This is a genomic window from Mesorhizobium sp. M0676 (assembly GCF_040320535.1).
Classification (GTDB): Bacteria; Pseudomonadota; Alphaproteobacteria; order Rhizobiales; family Rhizobiaceae; genus Mesorhizobium.
This window is the reverse complement of the sequence record NZ_JAMYPU010000011.1, coordinates 186,038-202,942: the sequence shown is the minus strand read 5'-3', so window position 1 is coordinate 202,942 and position 16,905 is coordinate 186,038. Positions and strand designations below refer to the sequence as shown.

15 protein-coding genes and 2 tRNA genes are annotated in these 16,905 nt (G+C 60.9%); 6 read left to right on the top strand and 11 right to left on the bottom strand.

Features of this window, described 5'->3' with window-relative positions; all coding sequences use genetic code 11:
- Positions 1-324: 324 nt before the first annotated feature.
- From NKI35_RS15010 to NKI35_RS14990, 5 genes are all read right to left on the bottom strand, one after another.
- A complete protein-coding gene (locus NKI35_RS15010; RefSeq protein ID WP_023714413.1) occupies positions 325-1,149 on the bottom strand; it encodes a tetratricopeptide repeat protein in 825 nt (274 codons plus the stop codon).
- Positions 1,136-2,860: a dihydroxy-acid dehydratase gene (ilvD, locus tag NKI35_RS15005; RefSeq protein WP_352740652.1), complete on the bottom strand. Its 1,725-nt coding sequence runs from the start codon at positions 2,858-2,860 to the stop codon at positions 1,136-1,138. The genes NKI35_RS15010 and ilvD overlap by 14 nt, the downstream gene beginning before the upstream one ends.
- Positions 2,861-3,149: 289 nt before the next feature.
- On the bottom strand, positions 3,150-4,364 hold the full coding sequence (locus NKI35_RS15000; protein WP_023701680.1) for an OmpP1/FadL family transporter: 1,215 nt from the start codon (positions 4,362-4,364) through the stop codon (positions 3,150-3,152).
- 360 nt (positions 4,365-4,724) lie between these two features.
- Positions 4,725-7,508 carry a valine--tRNA ligase gene (locus NKI35_RS14995; protein WP_352740650.1) on the bottom strand — a complete coding sequence of 928 codons (2,784 nt, stop codon included), beginning with the start codon at positions 7,506-7,508 and terminating at the stop codon, positions 4,725-4,727.
- A gap of 266 nt (positions 7,509-7,774) precedes the next feature.
- Positions 7,775-8,656 (bottom strand): PopZ family protein, encoded by an 882-nt coding sequence (locus NKI35_RS14990; protein WP_352740648.1) that lies wholly within the window; start codon positions 8,654-8,656, stop codon positions 7,775-7,777.
- Here NKI35_RS14990 and NKI35_RS14985 point away from each other — a divergent pair.
- Positions 8,598-8,837: a hypothetical protein gene (locus NKI35_RS14985; protein ID WP_196814986.1), complete on the top strand. Its 240-nt coding sequence runs from the start codon at positions 8,598-8,600 to the stop codon at positions 8,835-8,837. The genes NKI35_RS14990 and NKI35_RS14985 overlap by 59 nt on opposite strands.
- A gap of 146 nt (positions 8,838-8,983) precedes the next feature.
- Here the strand turns inward: NKI35_RS14985 and NKI35_RS14980 are convergent, their stop codons facing one another.
- From NKI35_RS14980 to NKI35_RS14965, 4 genes are all read right to left on the bottom strand, one after another.
- A complete protein-coding gene (locus NKI35_RS14980; RefSeq protein ID WP_023667706.1) occupies positions 8,984-10,369 on the bottom strand; it encodes a TolC family outer membrane protein in 1,386 nt (461 codons plus the stop codon).
- A 184-nt stretch (positions 10,370-10,553) separates the two neighbouring features.
- Complete coding sequence (locus NKI35_RS14975) at positions 10,554-11,228, bottom strand: protein-L-isoaspartate O-methyltransferase family protein (protein ID WP_023744773.1); 675 nt, start codon at positions 11,226-11,228, stop codon at positions 10,554-10,556.
- Between the two features lie 110 nt (positions 11,229-11,338).
- A tRNA-Cys gene (locus tag NKI35_RS14970) sits at positions 11,339-11,412 on the bottom strand.
- 334 nt (positions 11,413-11,746) lie between these two features.
- Complete coding sequence (locus tag NKI35_RS14965; RefSeq protein WP_031203994.1) at positions 11,747-12,007, bottom strand: PGPGW domain-containing protein; 261 nt, start codon at positions 12,005-12,007, stop codon at positions 11,747-11,749.
- 231 nt (positions 12,008-12,238) lie between these two features.
- Between NKI35_RS14965 and NKI35_RS14960 the strand changes: the two genes are divergently transcribed.
- The 5 genes from NKI35_RS14960 to NKI35_RS14940 all read left to right on the top strand — a co-directional run bounded on the left by NKI35_RS14960 (position 12,239) and on the right by NKI35_RS14940 (position 15,174).
- Positions 12,239-12,313: transfer RNA gene (locus NKI35_RS14960), tRNA-Asn, on the top strand.
- Between the two features lie 310 nt (positions 12,314-12,623).
- Entirely contained in the window at positions 12,624-13,103 is a 480-nt protein-coding gene (locus tag NKI35_RS14955) for a DUF6338 family protein (RefSeq protein ID WP_352740645.1), read from the top strand.
- On the top strand, positions 13,096-13,257 hold the full coding sequence (locus tag NKI35_RS14950) for a hypothetical protein (protein WP_023739024.1): 162 nt from the start codon (positions 13,096-13,098) through the stop codon (positions 13,255-13,257). The genes NKI35_RS14955 and NKI35_RS14950 overlap by 8 nt, the downstream gene beginning before the upstream one ends.
- 108 nt (positions 13,258-13,365) lie before the next feature.
- Positions 13,366-13,920 (top strand): DUF8453 domain-containing protein, encoded by a 555-nt coding sequence (locus tag NKI35_RS14945; RefSeq protein WP_023749168.1) that lies wholly within the window; start codon positions 13,366-13,368, stop codon positions 13,918-13,920.
- 1,026 nt (positions 13,921-14,946) lie between these two features.
- Positions 14,947-15,174 carry a hypothetical protein gene (locus NKI35_RS14940; RefSeq protein WP_023739028.1) on the top strand — a complete coding sequence of 76 codons (228 nt, stop codon included), beginning with the start codon at positions 14,947-14,949 and terminating at the stop codon, positions 15,172-15,174.
- Positions 15,175-15,211: 37 nt separating this feature from the next.
- Here NKI35_RS14940 and NKI35_RS14935 read toward each other — a convergent pair whose 3' ends face one another.
- Together NKI35_RS14935 and NKI35_RS14930 are read right to left on the bottom strand one after the other, a co-directional pair.
- Positions 15,212-16,279, bottom strand: coding sequence for a glycosyltransferase family 2 protein (locus tag NKI35_RS14935; RefSeq protein WP_023681671.1), 1,068 nt, complete (start codon positions 16,277-16,279; stop codon positions 15,212-15,214).
- Positions 16,273-16,818, bottom strand: coding sequence for a cupin domain-containing protein (locus NKI35_RS14930; protein WP_023681672.1), 546 nt, complete (start codon positions 16,816-16,818; stop codon positions 16,273-16,275). Before NKI35_RS14930 ends, NKI35_RS14935 begins: the two co-directional genes overlap by 7 nt.
- Positions 16,819-16,905 lie beyond the last annotated feature (87 nt).

Genomic DNA, 16,905 nt, shown 5'->3' with positions numbered 1-16,905 from the left:
TCGCCTCTCTGATCGCGACCATCTTTACTCAACCTTCCTTGGCGGCCCTGCGCCAAAATCTCCATGCCTTGCGATATCGCTGGCGCGAACCACCACGAAAGCGCAAGTTTCAGTCCATGCCAAAGCTATCTTAGCGCCTATGCCTTTGAGGGGGGAGATGGCCGGCAGGCCAGAGGGGGGCGCGAAGAAACGCGACCTTTCGGTCAAACAAGCTCACCCTCTCAGTCCAACCCGGGCAAACTTTAGTCAACTGAAATGCCAGCGGGACAGCGCCCCCCTCTGCCCTGCCGGGCATCTCCCCCTCAAGGGGGGAGATTGGCAATTTCACTGGTCGTCACCACCCTTGGTGAGAAGATCGTCGGCAAGCGAAATCGCCGTGCGGCGGTCGGCTTCGCCGGCGGCGGCAAATGCCTCTTCCTGCATGCCGCGGATCCACGGCTGGTCGCTCGGCGAGGCGCGTTCGAGCGCGGCGGTCATCATGGCCAGCCCGCGCACGATCTTGCCGCTCTGGAACAGAAGATTGCCGAGCGTCGCCTGGGCGCCGGCATGGCCTTTTTCGGCGGCGAGTTGGAACCAGCGGCCGGCCTGCTTGACGCTGGCCTTGACGCCGCCCTCGCCCTTCAAAAACATCTGGCCCATCTCGAACTGGGCGTTCGGGTTGCGGTAGTTGGCGGCCGCGCGCATGTAATATTCCTGCGCCGCGACCTCGTTTTCCTCGACCGGGCTGCCGGGGATACCTGTCCGGAGATAGTCGCCCAGCGCCACCAGCGCGTCGGAGACATAGCTTTCCTCCGGCGATCCCGGCTCGACATCCTGATCGACGATCTCGGAGAAGAATTTGAAGGCCGCATAGTCGTCGCGCGTCACGCCGTCGCCTTCGGCGTACATGCGCGCGAGCTTCCAGGTGGCGCCGATCTGGCCGTTCTCGGCGGCGTATTTATAGGCCTCGACCGCCTGTTCCTTGTGGCCGCTCTTGTAAGCGGAGAAGCCGAACTGGAACACGGCCCATGGGCTCGATTGCGGCTTCACGCCGGTCTTGTCGTCGAACACCTTGTCGTCGAAGGCCATGGCCTGGCCCACGGCGCCAAAGATCGCAACAGCGACCAGTGCCGGAAGGACAGACGACCTCAACAACTCAGATATCCGCATAGCAATGTGTTTCTTTGGCACCGCCCGGATGGGTGACCGCGCCGTCGCGGGCAGGCCCTACCGTTTGTGCGTATTTCCAGATCGCGCCCGACTGATAGTCGGTCGTGCGCGCCTTCCAGGCCTTCGCCCGCGTTTCCAGTTCGGCCTCGGACAGGTCGACCTCGATCGTGCCTTTGGTTGCATCGATCGAAATCACATCGCCGTCTTTCAAGAGCCCGATCGGGCCGCCAACGGCAGCTTCGGGCCCGACATGACCGATGCAGAAACCGCGCGTCGCGCCCGAGAAACGACCGTCGGTGATGAGAGCGACCTTGCCGCCCATGCCCTGGCCGTAGAGCGCCGCCGTCGTCGACAGCATCTCGCGCATGCCCGGGCCGCCGCGCGGACCTTCGTAACGGATGACGAGAACCTCGCCTTCCCGGTAGTTGCGGTGCGTGACCGCCTCGAAACATTCCTCTTCCGAATCGAAACACCGTGCCGGACCTGAGAATTTCAGCTCCGTCATGCCCGCGACCTTCACGATCGCGCCTTCGGGGGCAAGGTTGCCCTTCAAGCCCACGACACCGCCGGTTTGGGTGATTGGTCGGTTGGCGGGACGGACCACATCCTGGCTATCATTCCAGGCAACATGCTCCATGTTTTCGGCCAAAGTACGGCCAGTCACGCTCATACAGTCGCCATGCAGATAGCCATGGTCGAGCAGCGTCTTCATCAACAGCGGAATGCCGCCGGCCTCGAACATGTCCTTGGCGACATATTTGCCGCCCGGCTTGAGGTCGGCGATGTAAGGCGTCTTCTCGAAAATCGCGGCAACGTCGAACAGGTCGAACTTGATGCCTGCCTCATGCGCGATCGCCGGCAGGTGCAAAGCCGCATTCGTCGAGCCGCCGGTGGCCGAGACCACGGTCGCCGCATTCTCCAGCGCCTTCAGCGTGACGATGTCGCGCGGCCGGATGTTCTTGGCGATCAGCTCCATGATCTTTTCGCCGGACGCGAAATTGAAGCGGTCGCGCATCTCGTAAGGCGCCGGCGCGCCGCAGGAATAGGGCAGCGCGAGGCCAATCGCCTCGGCGACGGTGGCCATGGTGTTGGCTGTGAACTGGGCCCCGCAGGAGCCGGCGGACGGACACGCCGCCTGCTCGATCTCGAGCAGTTCGGCATCGCTGACCGTGCCGACCGAATGCTGGCCGACCGCCTCGAACACGTCCTGCACAGTGATCTGGCGGCCGCGATAGGAGCCCGGCAGGATCGAGCCGCCATAGATGAAGATCGACGGCACGTTGAGCCGCACCATGGCCATCATCATGCCGGGCAGCGACTTGTCGCAGCCGGCAAGGCCGACCAGCGCATCGTAGCAATGGCCGCGCATGGTGAGTTCGACCGAGTCGGCGATGACATCGCGCGACACCAGCGACGACTTCATGCCCTGGTGGCCCATGGCGATACCGTCGGTGACGGTGATGGTGCAGAATTCGCGCGGCGTGCCGTTGGCTGCGGCGACGCCCTTCTTGACCACTTGCGCCTGGCGCATCAGCGAGATGTTGCAAGGCGCCGCTTCGTTCCAGCAGGAGGCGACGCCGACCAGCGGCTGTGCGATCTCGGCGGCAGACAGGCCCATGGCATAGAGATACGAACGGTGCGGCGCACGCGCCGGACCGACGGTCACATGGCGGCTAGGGAGCTTAGCCTTGGAAATGACTTTGGCGTCCATTCTCTTCCTTGCCGCGGGCGGTGCGGCCTGCCTCATCGCCGAGCCTTGTGGTGCGTGTCCCGAGACGAATTCGAGGTGCGCCGGGTTTATGGCGGGAAATGGGCAATTTCTTCGGGCGAGGCTGTAGCGCGGGGGTTGGTCGGGAACTGTTGCCAAAACGTCACAATTGCGAGAGGTGAAAGTGATGCGACGGATTTGCAACACCAAGTTTTCCGTCATCGCTCGATGGTCCACCCACAAAACAAAAAGGCCGGGCTATACCCGGCCTTTCGTTATAATTTTCAGAGCCTTAGAACTTGATCTTGACGCCGCCCGAAATTGCCGTGACCAGATCGTTGCCGAAGTCGTAGCTGACGTCGGTACCGGCCTCATAGCCATTCTCGTCAGTCAACGTGCCTGAGTGACCACTGGTCAGTACACCAACCGCGCCGGCCAGCCGCACTTCGATGTTGGCGGTTGGCGTGTAAGCGACGCCGCCACCGAGCGTCCAGGTATCGGTCTGCGAGCCAACACCGTGCGACGTGCCGCGATCCCAAGATAGCTGGGCGGCACCACTCCACTGCTCATTGAACTTGTGGCCGATGCCGGAGGTCACCGTCCAGCCATCGCGGTACATCAGGTCGAGCGAGGTTAGCCTAACTGGAAATGGGGAAATCGTCGTGCAAGGTGCAAGGCCCTTGGTTGCTTGCGAGCAGATCGGAATGCTCTGCAGCACACTCCAGTTGACCCATTTGATCGAGCCGAAAGCGAGCCAGCCAGGCGCGATGCCTGACTGAAGCTTCAATTCCACCGAATCCGGCATAGACGCGGAACCGTAGATGTCAGGTTTACCCTGGCCGACTTGCGATAGGTCGAGCGTACCCTCAAGATTGTCCAACTTGACCTGCGAGTTATAAACGAGGCTGGCACGCAGCGCGATTTCGGGGATCTCATAAGCAAGGCCGGCGCGCCAGCCCCAGCCGGTACCCTTTAGGTCAACGCGGCCAACGGCGCCAGGCGCCAGCGGCGTGATGAAGCTTTCCTTGAAACCATAGACTTCTTGGTAAAAGACACCGCCGATAAAACGTAGCTGGCCCTTGCCGGCATCCATTTTGTAGGAGCAGGTGGCTGCGTAATTATTGCTCTTGATATCGGTTTCGATGTTGGAGAAAGAGCCGTTCCAGATGCCAGGATTCGTATGCGCGCCCCAAGGCTGCGAATAGTCAGCCATGCAGTCGACGTCTTTAACCACCTCGGCCTTGAAGCCTATGCGCGGCACCCAGTAGCCTTCGCTGTCATCAGCTGTGCTTTTGAAGTTGAGCGTCGCGTTGCCGTCGACGGCATTCTTGAGCTTGCGCTCAGGCATCACGTAGGTCGCCTCGGCTTCGGTGGCGAAGCGCGCCGGATCGAACAGAAGGTCGATGTCGTAGCCACCGCGCTCGATGCCGCCGGCATGTACGGAACCGATCAAGCCCAGCGAAAAACACCCCGCCCCCAGCAGTGTTTTAAAACGCAGATTGTTCATGGATATCCTCCCCGAAATACTAGTGGGTAAAGCTAGAACCAATTCGGGTTAACGGCGCAACAATGAATTCACATAGCGTACATGTACACCTGAGCCGGCTGCCTTTCCGGCACAGCGGCTGGTTCCGAAGCAAGGCCGAAAAACGACTTTCCGGGGGCAGATCAGCGAAAGAATTCTGTGAAACCCGTCACAAAAAGCTCAAAAACAAGCCCTTTCGGAGCTATTTGGCCCGATTGTTACATTATGGCAACAATGGGGCTGAAACTTTCCGTTTACGTCAATATTAACCTTACGGAATGCCTGTTGTTCGAGCAAAAGAACCGCCGCCAAGCACTTGCCGGCGCCTTGCGAATCCAGCGCTCAACCAGCGTCGCGCACCCTGGTCAACGCCACCGAAAGCTTCTCCTGCTGATCGCGGTATTCGTCGAGTTTTTCGCGCTCGGCCGCGACGATCTCTTCCGGCGCGCTGGCGACGAACCGTTCATTCGACAGCTTCTTGTGCAACCGCGCGATTTCCTCGGTCACCTTGGCCAGTTCTTTCTGCAGCCGCGCCGCCTCGGCGGAGAGATCGATCAGGCTGCCGAGCGGCAGGCAGACCGTCGCCTCGTTGACCACGATCTGGGCCGAGCCCTTGGGTGCCGCGTCCTCCAGCGAGATATCGCCGACCCGCGCCAGCCGCTTGATGGCGGACGCATGGCGGTCGAGCCTCTGCCGGGTCTCGACGCTGGCGCCAACCACCACCAACGGTGCGATCGCCGCCGGCGGCACGTTCATTTCGGAGCGCACGGAGCGGATGCCGGACACCAGATCGACCAGCCAGTTGATGTCGGCGGCCGCGTCCGCGTCCTCGAAGTCCGGCGACGGCCAGGCGGCGTGGCAAAGCAGCGTTGCGCGCGTCCGGCCCTCGCCCGCCGTCTGCGCCCACAACTCCTCGGTCATGAACGGCATCATCGGGTGAAGCAGCTTGTAGATCTCGTCGAGCACGAAGGCGACGCAGGCGCGGCTTTCGGCTTTGGCCGCCTCGTCAGTGCCCATGAACACCGGCTTGAGCAGTTCGAGATACCAGTCGCAAAACAGGTTCCAGACGAAGCGGTAGGCAGCCCCTGCCGCCTCGTTGAAGCGGTATGAGGTGATGCCCTCGGTGATCGCGTGCGACGCCCGGGTCAATTCGGTCAGGATCCAGCGGTTGACCGGCAACTTGGCGTCGTTCAGCCAAAAATCGTCATTGCGCGCGACCTCGTTCATCTCGGCAAAGCGTGTCGCGTTCCACAGCTTGGTGCCGAAATTGCGGTAGCCGGCGATGCGCGCCGGATCGAGTTTTACGTCGCGCCCCTGCGCCGCCATCACCGTCAGCGTGAAGCGCAGTGCGTCAGCACCAAACTCGTCGATGAGGTCGAGCGGATCGATGACGTTGCCTTTCGACTTCGACATCTTCTGCCCGTTCTTGTCGCGCACCAGCGCATGCACATAGACGGTGTGGAACGGCTCCTCGTGCATGAAATGCAGGCCCATCACCATCATCCGGGCGACCCAGAAGAAGATGATGTCGAAACCGGTCACCAGCACGTCGGTCTGGTAATAGGTTTTCAGCTCCGGCGTGTGATCCGGCCAGCCCAGTGTCGAGAACGGCCAAAGCGCCGACGAGAACCAGGTGTCGAGCACGTCCTCGTCGCGGGTCAGGATCTCGCCCGGCTTGAAGGTCTCGAGCTTGTCCTCGACCCAGGCCTTCCATGGACCTTCCAGCGCCAGATAATATTCGATCGCGGCGCCCAGCGCCTCTTCCTCGGTCTTCTCGACGAAGACCCGGCCGTCCGGCCCGTACCAGGCCGGGATCTGGTGACCCCACCATAGCTGGCGTGAAATACACCAGGGCTGGATGTTCTCCATCCAGTCGAAATAGGTCTTTTCCCAGTTCTTGGGCACGAAGTTGGTACGGCCTTCGCGCACCGATGCGATCGCCGGCTTGGCCAGCTCGGCGGCGTTTGCATACCACTGCTCGGTCAGAAACGGCTCGATCGGCACGCCGCCGCGGTCGCCATGCGGCACGGCGTGGCGATGCGGCTCGATCTTGTCGAGGAAGCCGCCGGCCTCCATCAGCTCGACGATTTTCTTGCGCGCGACGAAACGGTCGAGACCGTCGAGCTCGTCCCAGACGGCCTGGCGCTCCGGCGTCACGTCGAGCCCGGCGAGAAAATCCTCGTTATCCCTGAGCGTTATTGCCGCCTCGATGGTCAGGATGTTGATCGCCGGCAGCTTGTGGCGCTTGCCAACCTCGAAATCGTTGAAGTCGTGCGCCGGCGTGATCTTGACGGCGCCGGAACCCTTTTCCGGGTCGGAATACTCGTCAGCCACAACCGGAATTTTCCGGCCGACGATCGGCAACACGACATTCTTGCCGACCAGATGCCGGTAGCGCTCGTCGTCCGGGTGCACGGCGACTGCCGTATCGCCCAGCATCGTCTCGGGCCGTGTCGTCGCCACGGTGATGAATGTCCCAGGATTTTCCGGATCGAAAATCTCGCCCTCGATCGGATAGCGGAAGTGCCAGAGATTGCCATTGACCTCCTGCGGCTCGACCTCCAGGTCGGAGATCGCCGTCAACAGCTTCGGGTCCCAGTTCACAAGGCGCTTGTCCTTGTAGATCAGCCCTTCCTTGTAGAGGCTGACAAAAACTTCGAGCACGGCCTTGGACAGGCCTTCATCCATGGTGAAGCGTTCGCGCGACCAGTCCGCCGAGGCGCCGAGCCGCTTCAGCTGGTTGAAAATGGCGCCGCCGGACTCGGCCTTCCACTCCCAGACCTTGTCGATGAACTGTTCGCGGGTGAGATCGCGGCGATGTATCTGCTTTTCCATCAGCTGGCGTTCGACCACCATCTGCGTGGCGATGCCGGCATGATCCATGCCGGGCTGCCACAGCACGTTTTTGCCGCGCATGCGCTCGAAGCGCACGAGTATGTCCTGCAGCGTGTTGTTGAGTGCATGGCCCATATGCAGCGAGCCGGTGACGTTGGGCGGCGGGATGACGATGGTGAAGGCCTCCGCCCCCTCCTCGGCGCCGGCGCCGGCGCGAAATGCGTCCGCCTCTTCCCAGATTTTGGCGATCCTGGGCTCGACGGTCTTGGCGTCGTAGGTCTTTTCAAGCATGGGAAAATGGTCCGCGCGGTCGGGAGTTTTGCTGACCCGGTGTAAATCGGAAGGTTTTGGCCAAGTCAACCGCGAGGGCGGCCTCAGTCCTTCAACGCAAATAGGCGGGGCCCTGGTCATTTCAACGGGAAGGCCATGCCTGCACCTTCATCGTCAGCGATCCCGACGGTAACCTGATCGTGTTCGCGACATCGGCCGGAAGCTGACCTGCAGCGAAAGCGTCGCCCGAAGGCGGCGCCTTAATCCGGAACGGGCTATGGTGATGTCTACTGCGCGCCGCGCGCGACGCGCTCGATTTCTTCGCGTACCAGGCGCTCGACCAGCGTCGGCAGATTGTTGTCCAGCCAGTCCTGCAACATCGGCCGCAGCATCTCCTCGGCCATCTCGTCGACGGTCTTCTTGCTGCGGCTGGCGAAGGCGTCGGAGAGCTCGCCGAAGGCGGCTGCGACCTGCCGTCCCGTATGTTCCGAAACGATCGCCGACCGAACCGGAGTTGTATCGGCCGGGCGCGCGTGCTCGCTGCGCGAAGGATGAGCCTCGAAAGCCGGCTCGGCAGCGAGATCGTCTTCGAAAGCCTCGACCTCCGCGATTGCTGCCTGCCGATTTTCAGTCTCTGGCTGCCTGATCTCCGGCTGCCGTACTGTCTCAGCCGGTTTTGTCTGATTGCCAACCGCCGCGATTTCGCGGCGCCAATCCGTGACGATCGAGTCGGTGGCTTCCGCCTTTGCCCGCACTGCAGCTTCTGCCCTGACGGCGGGAGCAGGCTCGCTGGCTATCCTGGCGCTCACTTCCGCCAGGGTCATCGGAGCATGCGCGGGTGGCGCGGCGGTCGTGGCATTTGCCGCAATGGCAGGCTTCACTGGCGACGGCTCGGAGCGCGGCTCCGGCCGCGCAACCACCGGCTCGGCCAGTTGGGCCTGCACCTCGGCCAGCGTCACCGGCTTCTTGCTTTCGGTCGAGCTGTGCAATTCGCTGCGGAATGCCTCGACATCCGAAACAGGCCCGGCGGCCGGCACAAGGTCCTGGCGCAACTCATCGGCGTCGCCCGGCAGCTTGCGGCCGGTGTCGCTGTCTTCGATGATCCTCCTGATGGAAGCCAGTATTTCTTCCATGGAAGGTTCGCGCTGTGCGCTGCTTGCCGTCGCCATCGTCACATCCGCCGCCCCCGCGCATGATCCCGAAAATCGATTTTCGATTTTCGAAGAGGATCAGGCGCAAATCAAAGTTCTACAGCGTCCTTTGCGCATCCATCGGACGCGTGGCGCTGTAGTGACCCGTTCCTGGATTCCTGTCCGGCAAAGCCGGATACGAATCATGGCGACAGCGTAGCCGACGGATCGCCATCCGAGAATCCCCAATCTCGGAAGACGCCGGATTTCAACAATTTAGGCTACAAAAGACAAACGCCGCGCATCCATGGGAAGCGCGGCGTGAAATGCTTCAACCCTGGCGGGATTTGAGCCGCCCAGGTGGGCTCAACGACCGTCCGGCGTACGCAGCCCGATCCATTTGTCCTTGACGGCTCTGTAGTGCTCTTCAGGCTTGTACTTCACCACATTCAACGCCAGGCGATCGGCCGACAGGCGGCCCATGGCCGACAGGATGGCGTAGCTGGCTACAACCACATCGCGCTCGGAGCTGGCGAGGTCGATCTTTGCCGAGATGACGGCGTTCTGGGCATTCAACACGTCGAGCGTGGTGCGCTGTCCGACATTGCGCTCCTCGATGACGCCGTTGAGCGCCAACTGTGCGGCCGCGATCACCTGCCGATTAGCGTCGACGCTTTCCCGCGCTGCGATGTATTGCGTCCATGCCGAGGTCACGGCCTGGCGCACCGAGTCACGGCTGACATCCACCTCGATGCGAGCCTGGCTGAGCGATTCCTTCGACTGACGAACGAGTGCGGAGGTACGGCCGCCCGAATAGATCGGAACGGTCAGCGTCGCGCCGACCGTGGCGGCATTGGAGTCGCCGTCCGAATTCCCCGCGCCAGGTACAGTATTTTGATAGGCATGGGAAAGGCCGGCACTGGCAGTCAACTGCGGCAGCAACGCACCTTCCTGCGTCTTTACATCAAATCCCGCTGCATCGACGGAATGTAGGGCGGCCAGGATGGCCGGATGCTCGTTCGATGCAATGCCGATCGCCGCCTCGAGACTCCTCGGCAACAGCTTCGCCAACGGCGACGCGGCCTTGAGCTTGCCCGGCTCGTCACCGACGATCTGATGATAGGTTGCTGCACTGGCCAGAGCCTGCGCACGGGCAGCACTCAATTGCGCCACCGCGGCCGAACGAGACGCGTCGGCCTGCGCCACATCGGTGCGCGTGCCCTCGCCGACCTCGAAGCGCGAGCGTGCCGCGCGCGCCTGCTCGGTCAGGAACTGCAGATTCTGTTCGGTCAGCACCGCCACCTGGCGGTCGCGAATCACGTCCATATAGGCGCTCGCCGCGTTGAACAGCGTGTTCTCTTCGGTGTTGCGCAGGCCCTCGACCGAGGCCCTCACCTGTGCAGCGGCCGACGCGACCCTGTTCTTGGTCTGGAAGCCGTCGAACAGCGTCTGGTCAATCCGAACGCCGAAGCTGCCGGTGGTCAATGCCAGGCTCGCGTTCCTGCCGTTTAGGTGCCTGGAGGTGTAATCGATGTCAGCCGAACCAGTGATCACCGGGCGATAGCCCGACTTGGCGATCGCCACGCCCTCATCGGTGACGCGCACGCCGGCACGGGCCGAATTCAGCGAGGAATTGTTCTGGTAGGCCTTGGAAAGCGCGCCGAGAATGGTTTCCGCCGAGGCGGCTATCGGCGAAAGCGCTGTCGCGGAAATGAGGACGGTAACAAACAGACTCTTGGCTAAGGACGGCACTTTATATCCCTCATTCGTTTTGCACGGGAACCACGCCACGCCAGCCCATCCCTAGGGATCGGCCAGCGCCGCGTCGATCTATCGTTCCCCCGCTGACAGCTCCCGAAACCCCGGTTAACCAATCAGCAACGATTGTTCAATCGTAAGCCAACATGACAGAGTCTTTGCTGCAAGGCAAAATCACTTAGAACTCGAAGGCATGAATGCGTTCAAATCCGGGTAGTGGCTTAATTGCCGCATTAAATGCCCGTCTTCCGGTTACAACCCCCCCTGCGTTGAAAAAGAGCCGGGCTACGCCCGCATTGCCCTGCCCTTCCACAGCCACCAGCCGGCCGCCTTCGGCAAGCTGGTCAAGCAGCGCCGCAGGCACTTTCTCGACGCTGCCGCCGATGAGAATCACATTGTAGGGCGCCTTGGCGGCATGACCTTGCGGCAGTGGGCCGGTGACCACCGTGACGTTATCGCAGCCCTGCGCCGAAAGCGCCGCTTTGGCTGCTTCCGCCAGTGCTGTATCGCTTTCCAGCGCCACGACGGATTTGGCCAACCTGGACAGCAGCGCCGCGGAATACCCGGTGCCGCAGCCGACATCGAGCACCGAATCGCCAGCGTCGATCTCGGCCAACTGCAAAAGCTTGGCCAATGGCGACGGCTCCATGAGGTAGCGCGCACCGCTGCCATTGGTGCCGTCGGAGATGCGGATATCCTCGTCAATATAGGCGAGAGCCTGTTGGCCGGCCCCGACAAAGGCCTCGCGCGGCACGGCAAGCATGGCATCGAGCAATGCTGCGTCGGTCACATCCGTGGTGCGGACCTGGCCGTCGACCATCTTGACGCGAAGTTCGGAAAAATCAGCGCTCATGTCCCAACCAATCCGTCAAAAAGCCAATGCGCTGAAATGCGCTTGTCGCGCCGACACTGCGGCGCATTCGCCCGGAACTCAAGCCCCCGACATGCGGGAGCTGAAGCGACTGGAGGCCTCGCCCGGAATCGAACCGGGGTGCAAGGATTTGCAGTCCTCTGCGTAACCACTCCGCCACGAGGCCTCATCGCTCCCGGCGAGCGAACTCAATATGGTGGCAGCGAAAGGTCGTCAAGCGTGCGCGCGGCATTCCGGCGTGCTTTCCTCATCAGCCTCCGCAACGTGGTTCCCGAGCGGTTTCAGCGGCTGGCGCCGGCATATTGGCCGCTCGTCAAGCATGGCTGCGCGACCGGCGAAACTCGAACCCGCAGCTTTACGCAGCGGGTGCAAACCGGCTTTCACCGCATATCGCGCGCGGCTGGCACCAGCAGTTGCCGTTCTCAAGGAGATCTTGAGGGGGAAATCTGCGACGGGCTGGAAAAGCGAAGCGGCCGCTCCGGGATCGCGCGCCATCGCTTTCAACTTGGCCGGCGACGCCGTTCCCACCAGACGACGAACCGGCGCCGCAGGCGGCGCACCGCGGCAAATTCGTAGGAAAGCACCAAAAGGCCGAGCGGAATCATCCAAAAGCCGAGAATCGGCAGGAAGCCGAGAAGGCCGAAAAACACCAGAACGATACCGATGGCGATCCTCAGCCCGCGCGAGCGCGGCATGGTGAACTCGCGCCCGAACACCGAGATTTTCCGCGCCGGTGCCTGGTTTTCGTCTGCTGCAGTCATGTCGAAAGTCGATCCGGTTGCCTTCGATAAAGCCATATGCGCTAAAGGCTGCAATCGCCGTTCAGGTTCCGCCGACCAAGGTCCGACGGCGCCCAAGACGGCTCATATGTGGTGTCATCCGGCGATTGCCAGAAACCATTGGGTGAAAATGCGCTAAAAAATGCGAAATGCTTCTTTGCAAAGCCGAAAAGGGTTTGCTATAGGCTGCGCCACTCACATGAGAGCCTCTATTCCCCGGTAGCTCAGTGGTAGAGCAACCGGCTGTTAACCGGTTGGTCGCTGGTTCGAATCCGGCCCGGGGAGCCAACATTTCCAAACACTTACTGAAGTTAGCGGCTCGACCGATTTGGCAACCCAAGATCCAGGGCAACAATTGGGGCAACAATCTTCCCTGTGATTAATCACGAAGGCTCATTGAACTCCTGCAATTTCGCGCGCGAAAGTCCGCCGCCCGACAAACAGGAGTGATTCGCGACAATGGGGTTCGAGGTGGAAGACCTGTCTAAGGTCGCCAATGGCCTCGCCCTGCTCGTCCCGGGTTTGCTCATTCTCTACGTGCGTGCACAATTCCTCACTGGACGCACCCCCCTCTCATACCGAAGCCCTGCTCTCCTACTTGGTAGTGACCGTCATTTATTATGCGGCGGTCCTGCCGCTGTTCGCCCTAGGCATTCATAAGGACTCAGCGCCGTGGTGGGTCTGGATTGGATGGGCCGGCCTGATCATCATCGTGCCCATGGCCATCGGCCTTCTACTCGGACTAGGGCACCAAAAGGGATGGTATGGAACAATTTGTGAGAAACTGAACCTTGAGGTCGTCCACACCATGCCGACCGCATGGGACTGGAAGTTTGCCCAGCGGACCGAGCATTGGCTCATCATCACGTTGAAAGACGGCACTGTCTTCCATGGATATTACGGGCGCCGGTCGTTCGCTTCCTCCGACAACGACCGCGACATTTACGTCGAGCAAATTTTCAGTCGGGGCAGAGGCGGCAGCTGGGTGCCAATGCCAAATGGCCTTTGGGTCCAGGCATCAGAGGTGAGCACCCTTGAGTTCTTAGACATTGATCGAACGGAGGAAGGAAATGACTGACAAGAAAGGGACGACCAAGACGGTACAACAGGCTGCCGTCAAGAAGGGCTACTCCCCGACCAAAAGCAATGTGCAGGGCGGGTATAAGCCGGTTTCTGGCGGCGGCGCGCCGAAGGTGACGCCCACCACCAGCAGTGGCGGGAAAAAGAAATAGGCGCAAGCGTTTCGGGTACGAAATGATACACCCGGCCGCCAGGGAAAGGCAGCGGCGATGCGGGTGAATTGGTTCTTGCTACTGTTGAGGTTACGGAAAAGGGCAATAATGGGCGTATACGCAGACTTGCTCAATCTTGCAGTCGCAGCCGTTGCACTGGTTGTCTCGGCGGTGGCCTTAGGTTTTTCCATCTTCTTTTGGTACCGTCAGTTTCGGCCGATTGTAACGGCAATGGTTGAGACGCACCACGGCGGCACTGAAGGGATCGCGTATGACCTGGTCATCCTTAACTCCGGATCGATCCCTGCAAAGAACATAAGGCTCCTTGTTACCGATCAGGCAGCGCTGCGGGCGGCGTTGGGCGCCGGCGCCAATGACGAGAACAAGGGCCGATGGTTGGCTTGTTTCGAGCCTTCCAGCGTGATCCGTCTCCTCCAGAACGGTGCTAGGACCTCATGTTCCTTTGGTCTAACCCATAGAGATCCGCGTCAGAGCTTTTGGATTGCCCAGGCCGAGTTCCTAATCCAGATCGAGTATGAAGGTTGGTTCGGAGAAAAATATAGAAGAGACCGGCCGAACATGTTGCAGATCGCCGATTCTGAAAGTTTTACAGGCGGAATGTGGGGACCGGTCAAGACAGTCGCAGTAAGCCGGCGCGCCTAAAAGGCCCGCCACCGTGAGGCAGCGGGCCAAATGTAACATTGTTACGGTTCAAGCACCTTCGTGCGCTCGGCCGCCGCCTTCCCCGCCGCCCCATATGAAGCCGGGCCAGTCACAGTCTACGGCGTCTTGCTCACACTCGTTATCGTCGTTGATGTCGCCGCCGTGCTCGTTCTCCTCCTCGCGCTCGCCGTCCTGGGCGTGCAACTCCAGTTGGCTGCCATATCCCCATCCGAGGCTTTCCCGGGCTCATGGCGTCGAGCAGGTCAATCAGCCGCTCGATCGAGGTGGCGATTGCCACGGCGCATTTCAGGTTGATGGATGGTCATGATGTAGGCTCTCTGGTTTCGGCTTCTCACGGCCGGTTGCCAATGGACAGCACTGGCGCCGGGAGGGTGAGAACATGGCCAGAGACCATGCGCGAACGGCCTTTCCCTTTCGGGTCTTGTATAGCCGCCGCTCTCCCGGCATAGTGCTGCCGTTTCGCTCCGACGGCTAAGTCGGCTCGTTCTACCCGTTGGCAATATCGATCCTTGGAGGGATCGCCCCGCCAACGCTCTGGGTGCAAATAGCCCGGCAGGGCCATCCGCGGGAGTTCTCACGCTCCGCCGATGATGATGCGCCGACATCCTTAAAAATCCAAGCACGCCCTTGCGGGGGCGCAGCTTGCGCGCGATGCTTCAGCCATGAAAGCGATGCTTTGTCGTTGGTGATGGGTGCGACGACCTGCACCGCGGGCGCCGAAACTACTAAGCGGGAGGCGTTCGAAGCCCGCCCTGGCGCCGGGATCGACCGGTTCAAAGGCCTCTGCGAGCCGGCCGACCTACTGGCCAGGGCAATCCTCTTCGAGTGCAACCCGCAACTTACCGACCTCCTGATATCGATGCCGCTGGGGCCTAGCAATGATAGAGTCGCTTTGGCAGAGAAGCACCGGCGGGACAAAACCGAAGAGGTCTTAACCCTCTTGCTAGAGCACCGGCTGCAACATCCCTGTCGGTAGCAACAGTCCGCGAAAAGGGGAATTATCCCATGGTCGATGATGTATATCTGCAAGCCTACCGAGACGGCGGCTTGAATGCCGTCAACGATCTTCTCAAGGAGCATTTCCCGACCGACCGCGATCGGGTGATGGTCATGGAGGGTCTTCAGGACACCGGCTATTGGGCGATCACCTGGCATGAGAAGAAACACCCGGACGGCGGAATGTACCGCGATTTCGGACGTGTGAAGGCGTACCTCGGCGACGGGGACGAATAGGATTATCCGGCCGCTTCATGCCCTTTGGCGCCGGCTCCTATCGGCCGATATGCCTTCGCAATTGCCTTAAAGGGGCAGTCCAACGCCAACTCTTCGAGCGCTTGAGCGCCTCCATCTCCATCTTCATAGCGTCCCTTTCAATCGCGAGAGCCTGTACTTCTACCGCAAGCGCCTCGGCTCGGCCGTCATCTGGGGCAGCGGGGGGAGGAGGTGGTGTGGGCGGCGAGTCGGGTGTAGCCAGGTTTTCGAGACGGTCGAGCGCAAGTCGGTTCACGGCGTCGGCTGCGGCTTCCCGAATGAGCGCGGTCCAGCCATCGGGATCGACACACATGATGTCCCAGAAGACCTTTTGTTCCAGGTGTCCTGTCGGAATGGCGACCCGTAGCGGCGCCGGAAACCAGATCGACGTCTCACACGCTTTGATGAAGCCCGTCAGCCTCGCGAATCCGGAGTCTCTGAGGTTTTTCCACTTAGCGGAGAAATGCAGGCACGTAGGAAGGCGAAGGTAGCGCACGGCGGCGAAGCCCTTTGTGAGCACGATCCGACGCCAGATCTCCCAGTCTCCCGCCCCGTTCACATCTTCTGGCCACACCGTCCGCTCTGCAAGAGCGCTGGCGCGATATACGACGCCTGAGGCCGCTATCGTGTTCCCTCTCGCCATGAATTGGCGCCGCTCTTCGGGAAAAAACAGGTTGGTAAGATCAGGACCGCAAATGCCGTCGGTCGAGACCCAGAGGACCTGGCCGTAGACAAGTGCCACCGACGGATCGACGAACTGGCCGCGCATGAGTGCAAGATGATCCGGCATCATCAGGTCATCGTCGGCGGCGAAGGCTATCAATTCCCCGCGTGACGATCGAAGCGCCAGATTTCGATTGGCATAGCCAAAGTGAGGCGCCTTGGGGAAATCAAACCAACGAATGCGCGGGTCGGAAAAGCTTTTCACGACCGCTTCGGTCTCCGGTGCTGCACCGTCGCCAACGACCAGAAGCTCGAACGATTGCTCCGTCTGCGCCAGCACCGACTGGATCGCATAGGCAAGAGAGTCGGGACGATTATGGGTCGGCATCAGAACGCTGAAGAGCGGCGGAGCGTCGTCTACCATCCCTTGAGGCCGCCAAAGTCGACCGGGATCAAATCGGTATCCAGCGGCAGCCGGTATTTGTCGGGATTGGCGTGGTCATACTGCATTGTAGGAAAATTGATTGCTCTAACGTCCCTCGCGCCGATGTTGTGGTCCGCGTGCCAGACGAATCTGGGGATGTTCATCAGGCGTGGCCGGGCTGAAGACAGAACAATCCGAAATACCTGTCCGCAGGTGCTCGACTCGGGCCTTGGGTCATACAGGACGACCTCCATCTCGCCATCGACAACGAAGTATCGATCCTCGTGAAGCTTATGCAGCGCCCAACCCTTCACCGTTCTCGGTCGTATGGTAAACATGTAGCAAAAAACAAGCGGATCGGGATGCCAATTCCAGCGAGGGTCGTAGACCTCGGTGACGCTTCCCCTGTCGTCGAGGTGAGCGGTCATGTCGTGAAACGTCACGCCGTCGGGGACCTTGCCGATCGGCTCGCCGGATCGAACCGTCTCCTGATCCTTCTGGGCCCCTGCCAATGTCTTATCGAGAATGCTCTGCGTCATAGGACTCATCCAATCTAACTAGCTTTGGCAGCGCTCCTCATGCCCTTCTTTTAACTGTCTTTCAACGGCAGCGTGGAAGGCCACGCA

Coding starts and splice junctions, on each gene's coding strand:
- NKI35_RS14935 (WP_023681671.1), bottom strand. CDS start 16,279: ATGGTAGACGACGCTCCGCCGCTCTTCAGCGTTCTGATGCCGACCCAT.
- NKI35_RS15010 (WP_023714413.1), bottom strand. CDS start 1,149: ATGCGGATATCTGAGTTGTTGAGGTCGTCTGTCCTTCCGGCACTGGTC.
- NKI35_RS14945 (WP_023749168.1), top strand. CDS start 13,366: ATGGGCGTATACGCAGACTTGCTCAATCTTGCAGTCGCAGCCGTTGCA.
- NKI35_RS14930 (WP_023681672.1), bottom strand. CDS start 16,818: ATGACGCAGAGCATTCTCGATAAGACATTGGCAGGGGCCCAGAAGGAT.
- NKI35_RS14985 (WP_196814986.1), top strand. CDS start 8,598: ATGGAAGCCAGTATTTCTTCCATGGAAGGTTCGCGCTGTGCGCTGCTT.
- NKI35_RS15000 (WP_023701680.1), bottom strand. CDS start 4,364: ATGAACAATCTGCGTTTTAAAACACTGCTGGGGGCGGGGTGTTTTTCG.
- NKI35_RS14990 (WP_352740648.1), bottom strand. CDS start 8,656: ATGGCGACGGCAAGCAGCGCACAGCGCGAACCTTCCATGGAAGAAATA.
- NKI35_RS14940 (WP_023739028.1), top strand. CDS start 14,947: ATGGTCGATGATGTATATCTGCAAGCCTACCGAGACGGCGGCTTGAAT.
- NKI35_RS14995 (WP_352740650.1), bottom strand. CDS start 7,508: ATGCTTGAAAAGACCTACGACGCCAAGACCGTCGAGCCCAGGATCGCC.
- NKI35_RS14975 (WP_023744773.1), bottom strand. CDS start 11,228: ATGAGCGCTGATTTTTCCGAACTTCGCGTCAAGATGGTCGACGGCCAG.
- NKI35_RS14965 (WP_031203994.1), bottom strand. CDS start 12,007: ATGACTGCAGCAGACGAAAACCAGGCACCGGCGCGGAAAATCTCGGTG.
- ilvD (WP_352740652.1), bottom strand. CDS start 2,860: ATGGACGCCAAAGTCATTTCCAAGGCTAAGCTCCCTAGCCGCCATGTG.
- NKI35_RS14950 (WP_023739024.1), top strand. CDS start 13,096: ATGACTGACAAGAAAGGGACGACCAAGACGGTACAACAGGCTGCCGTC.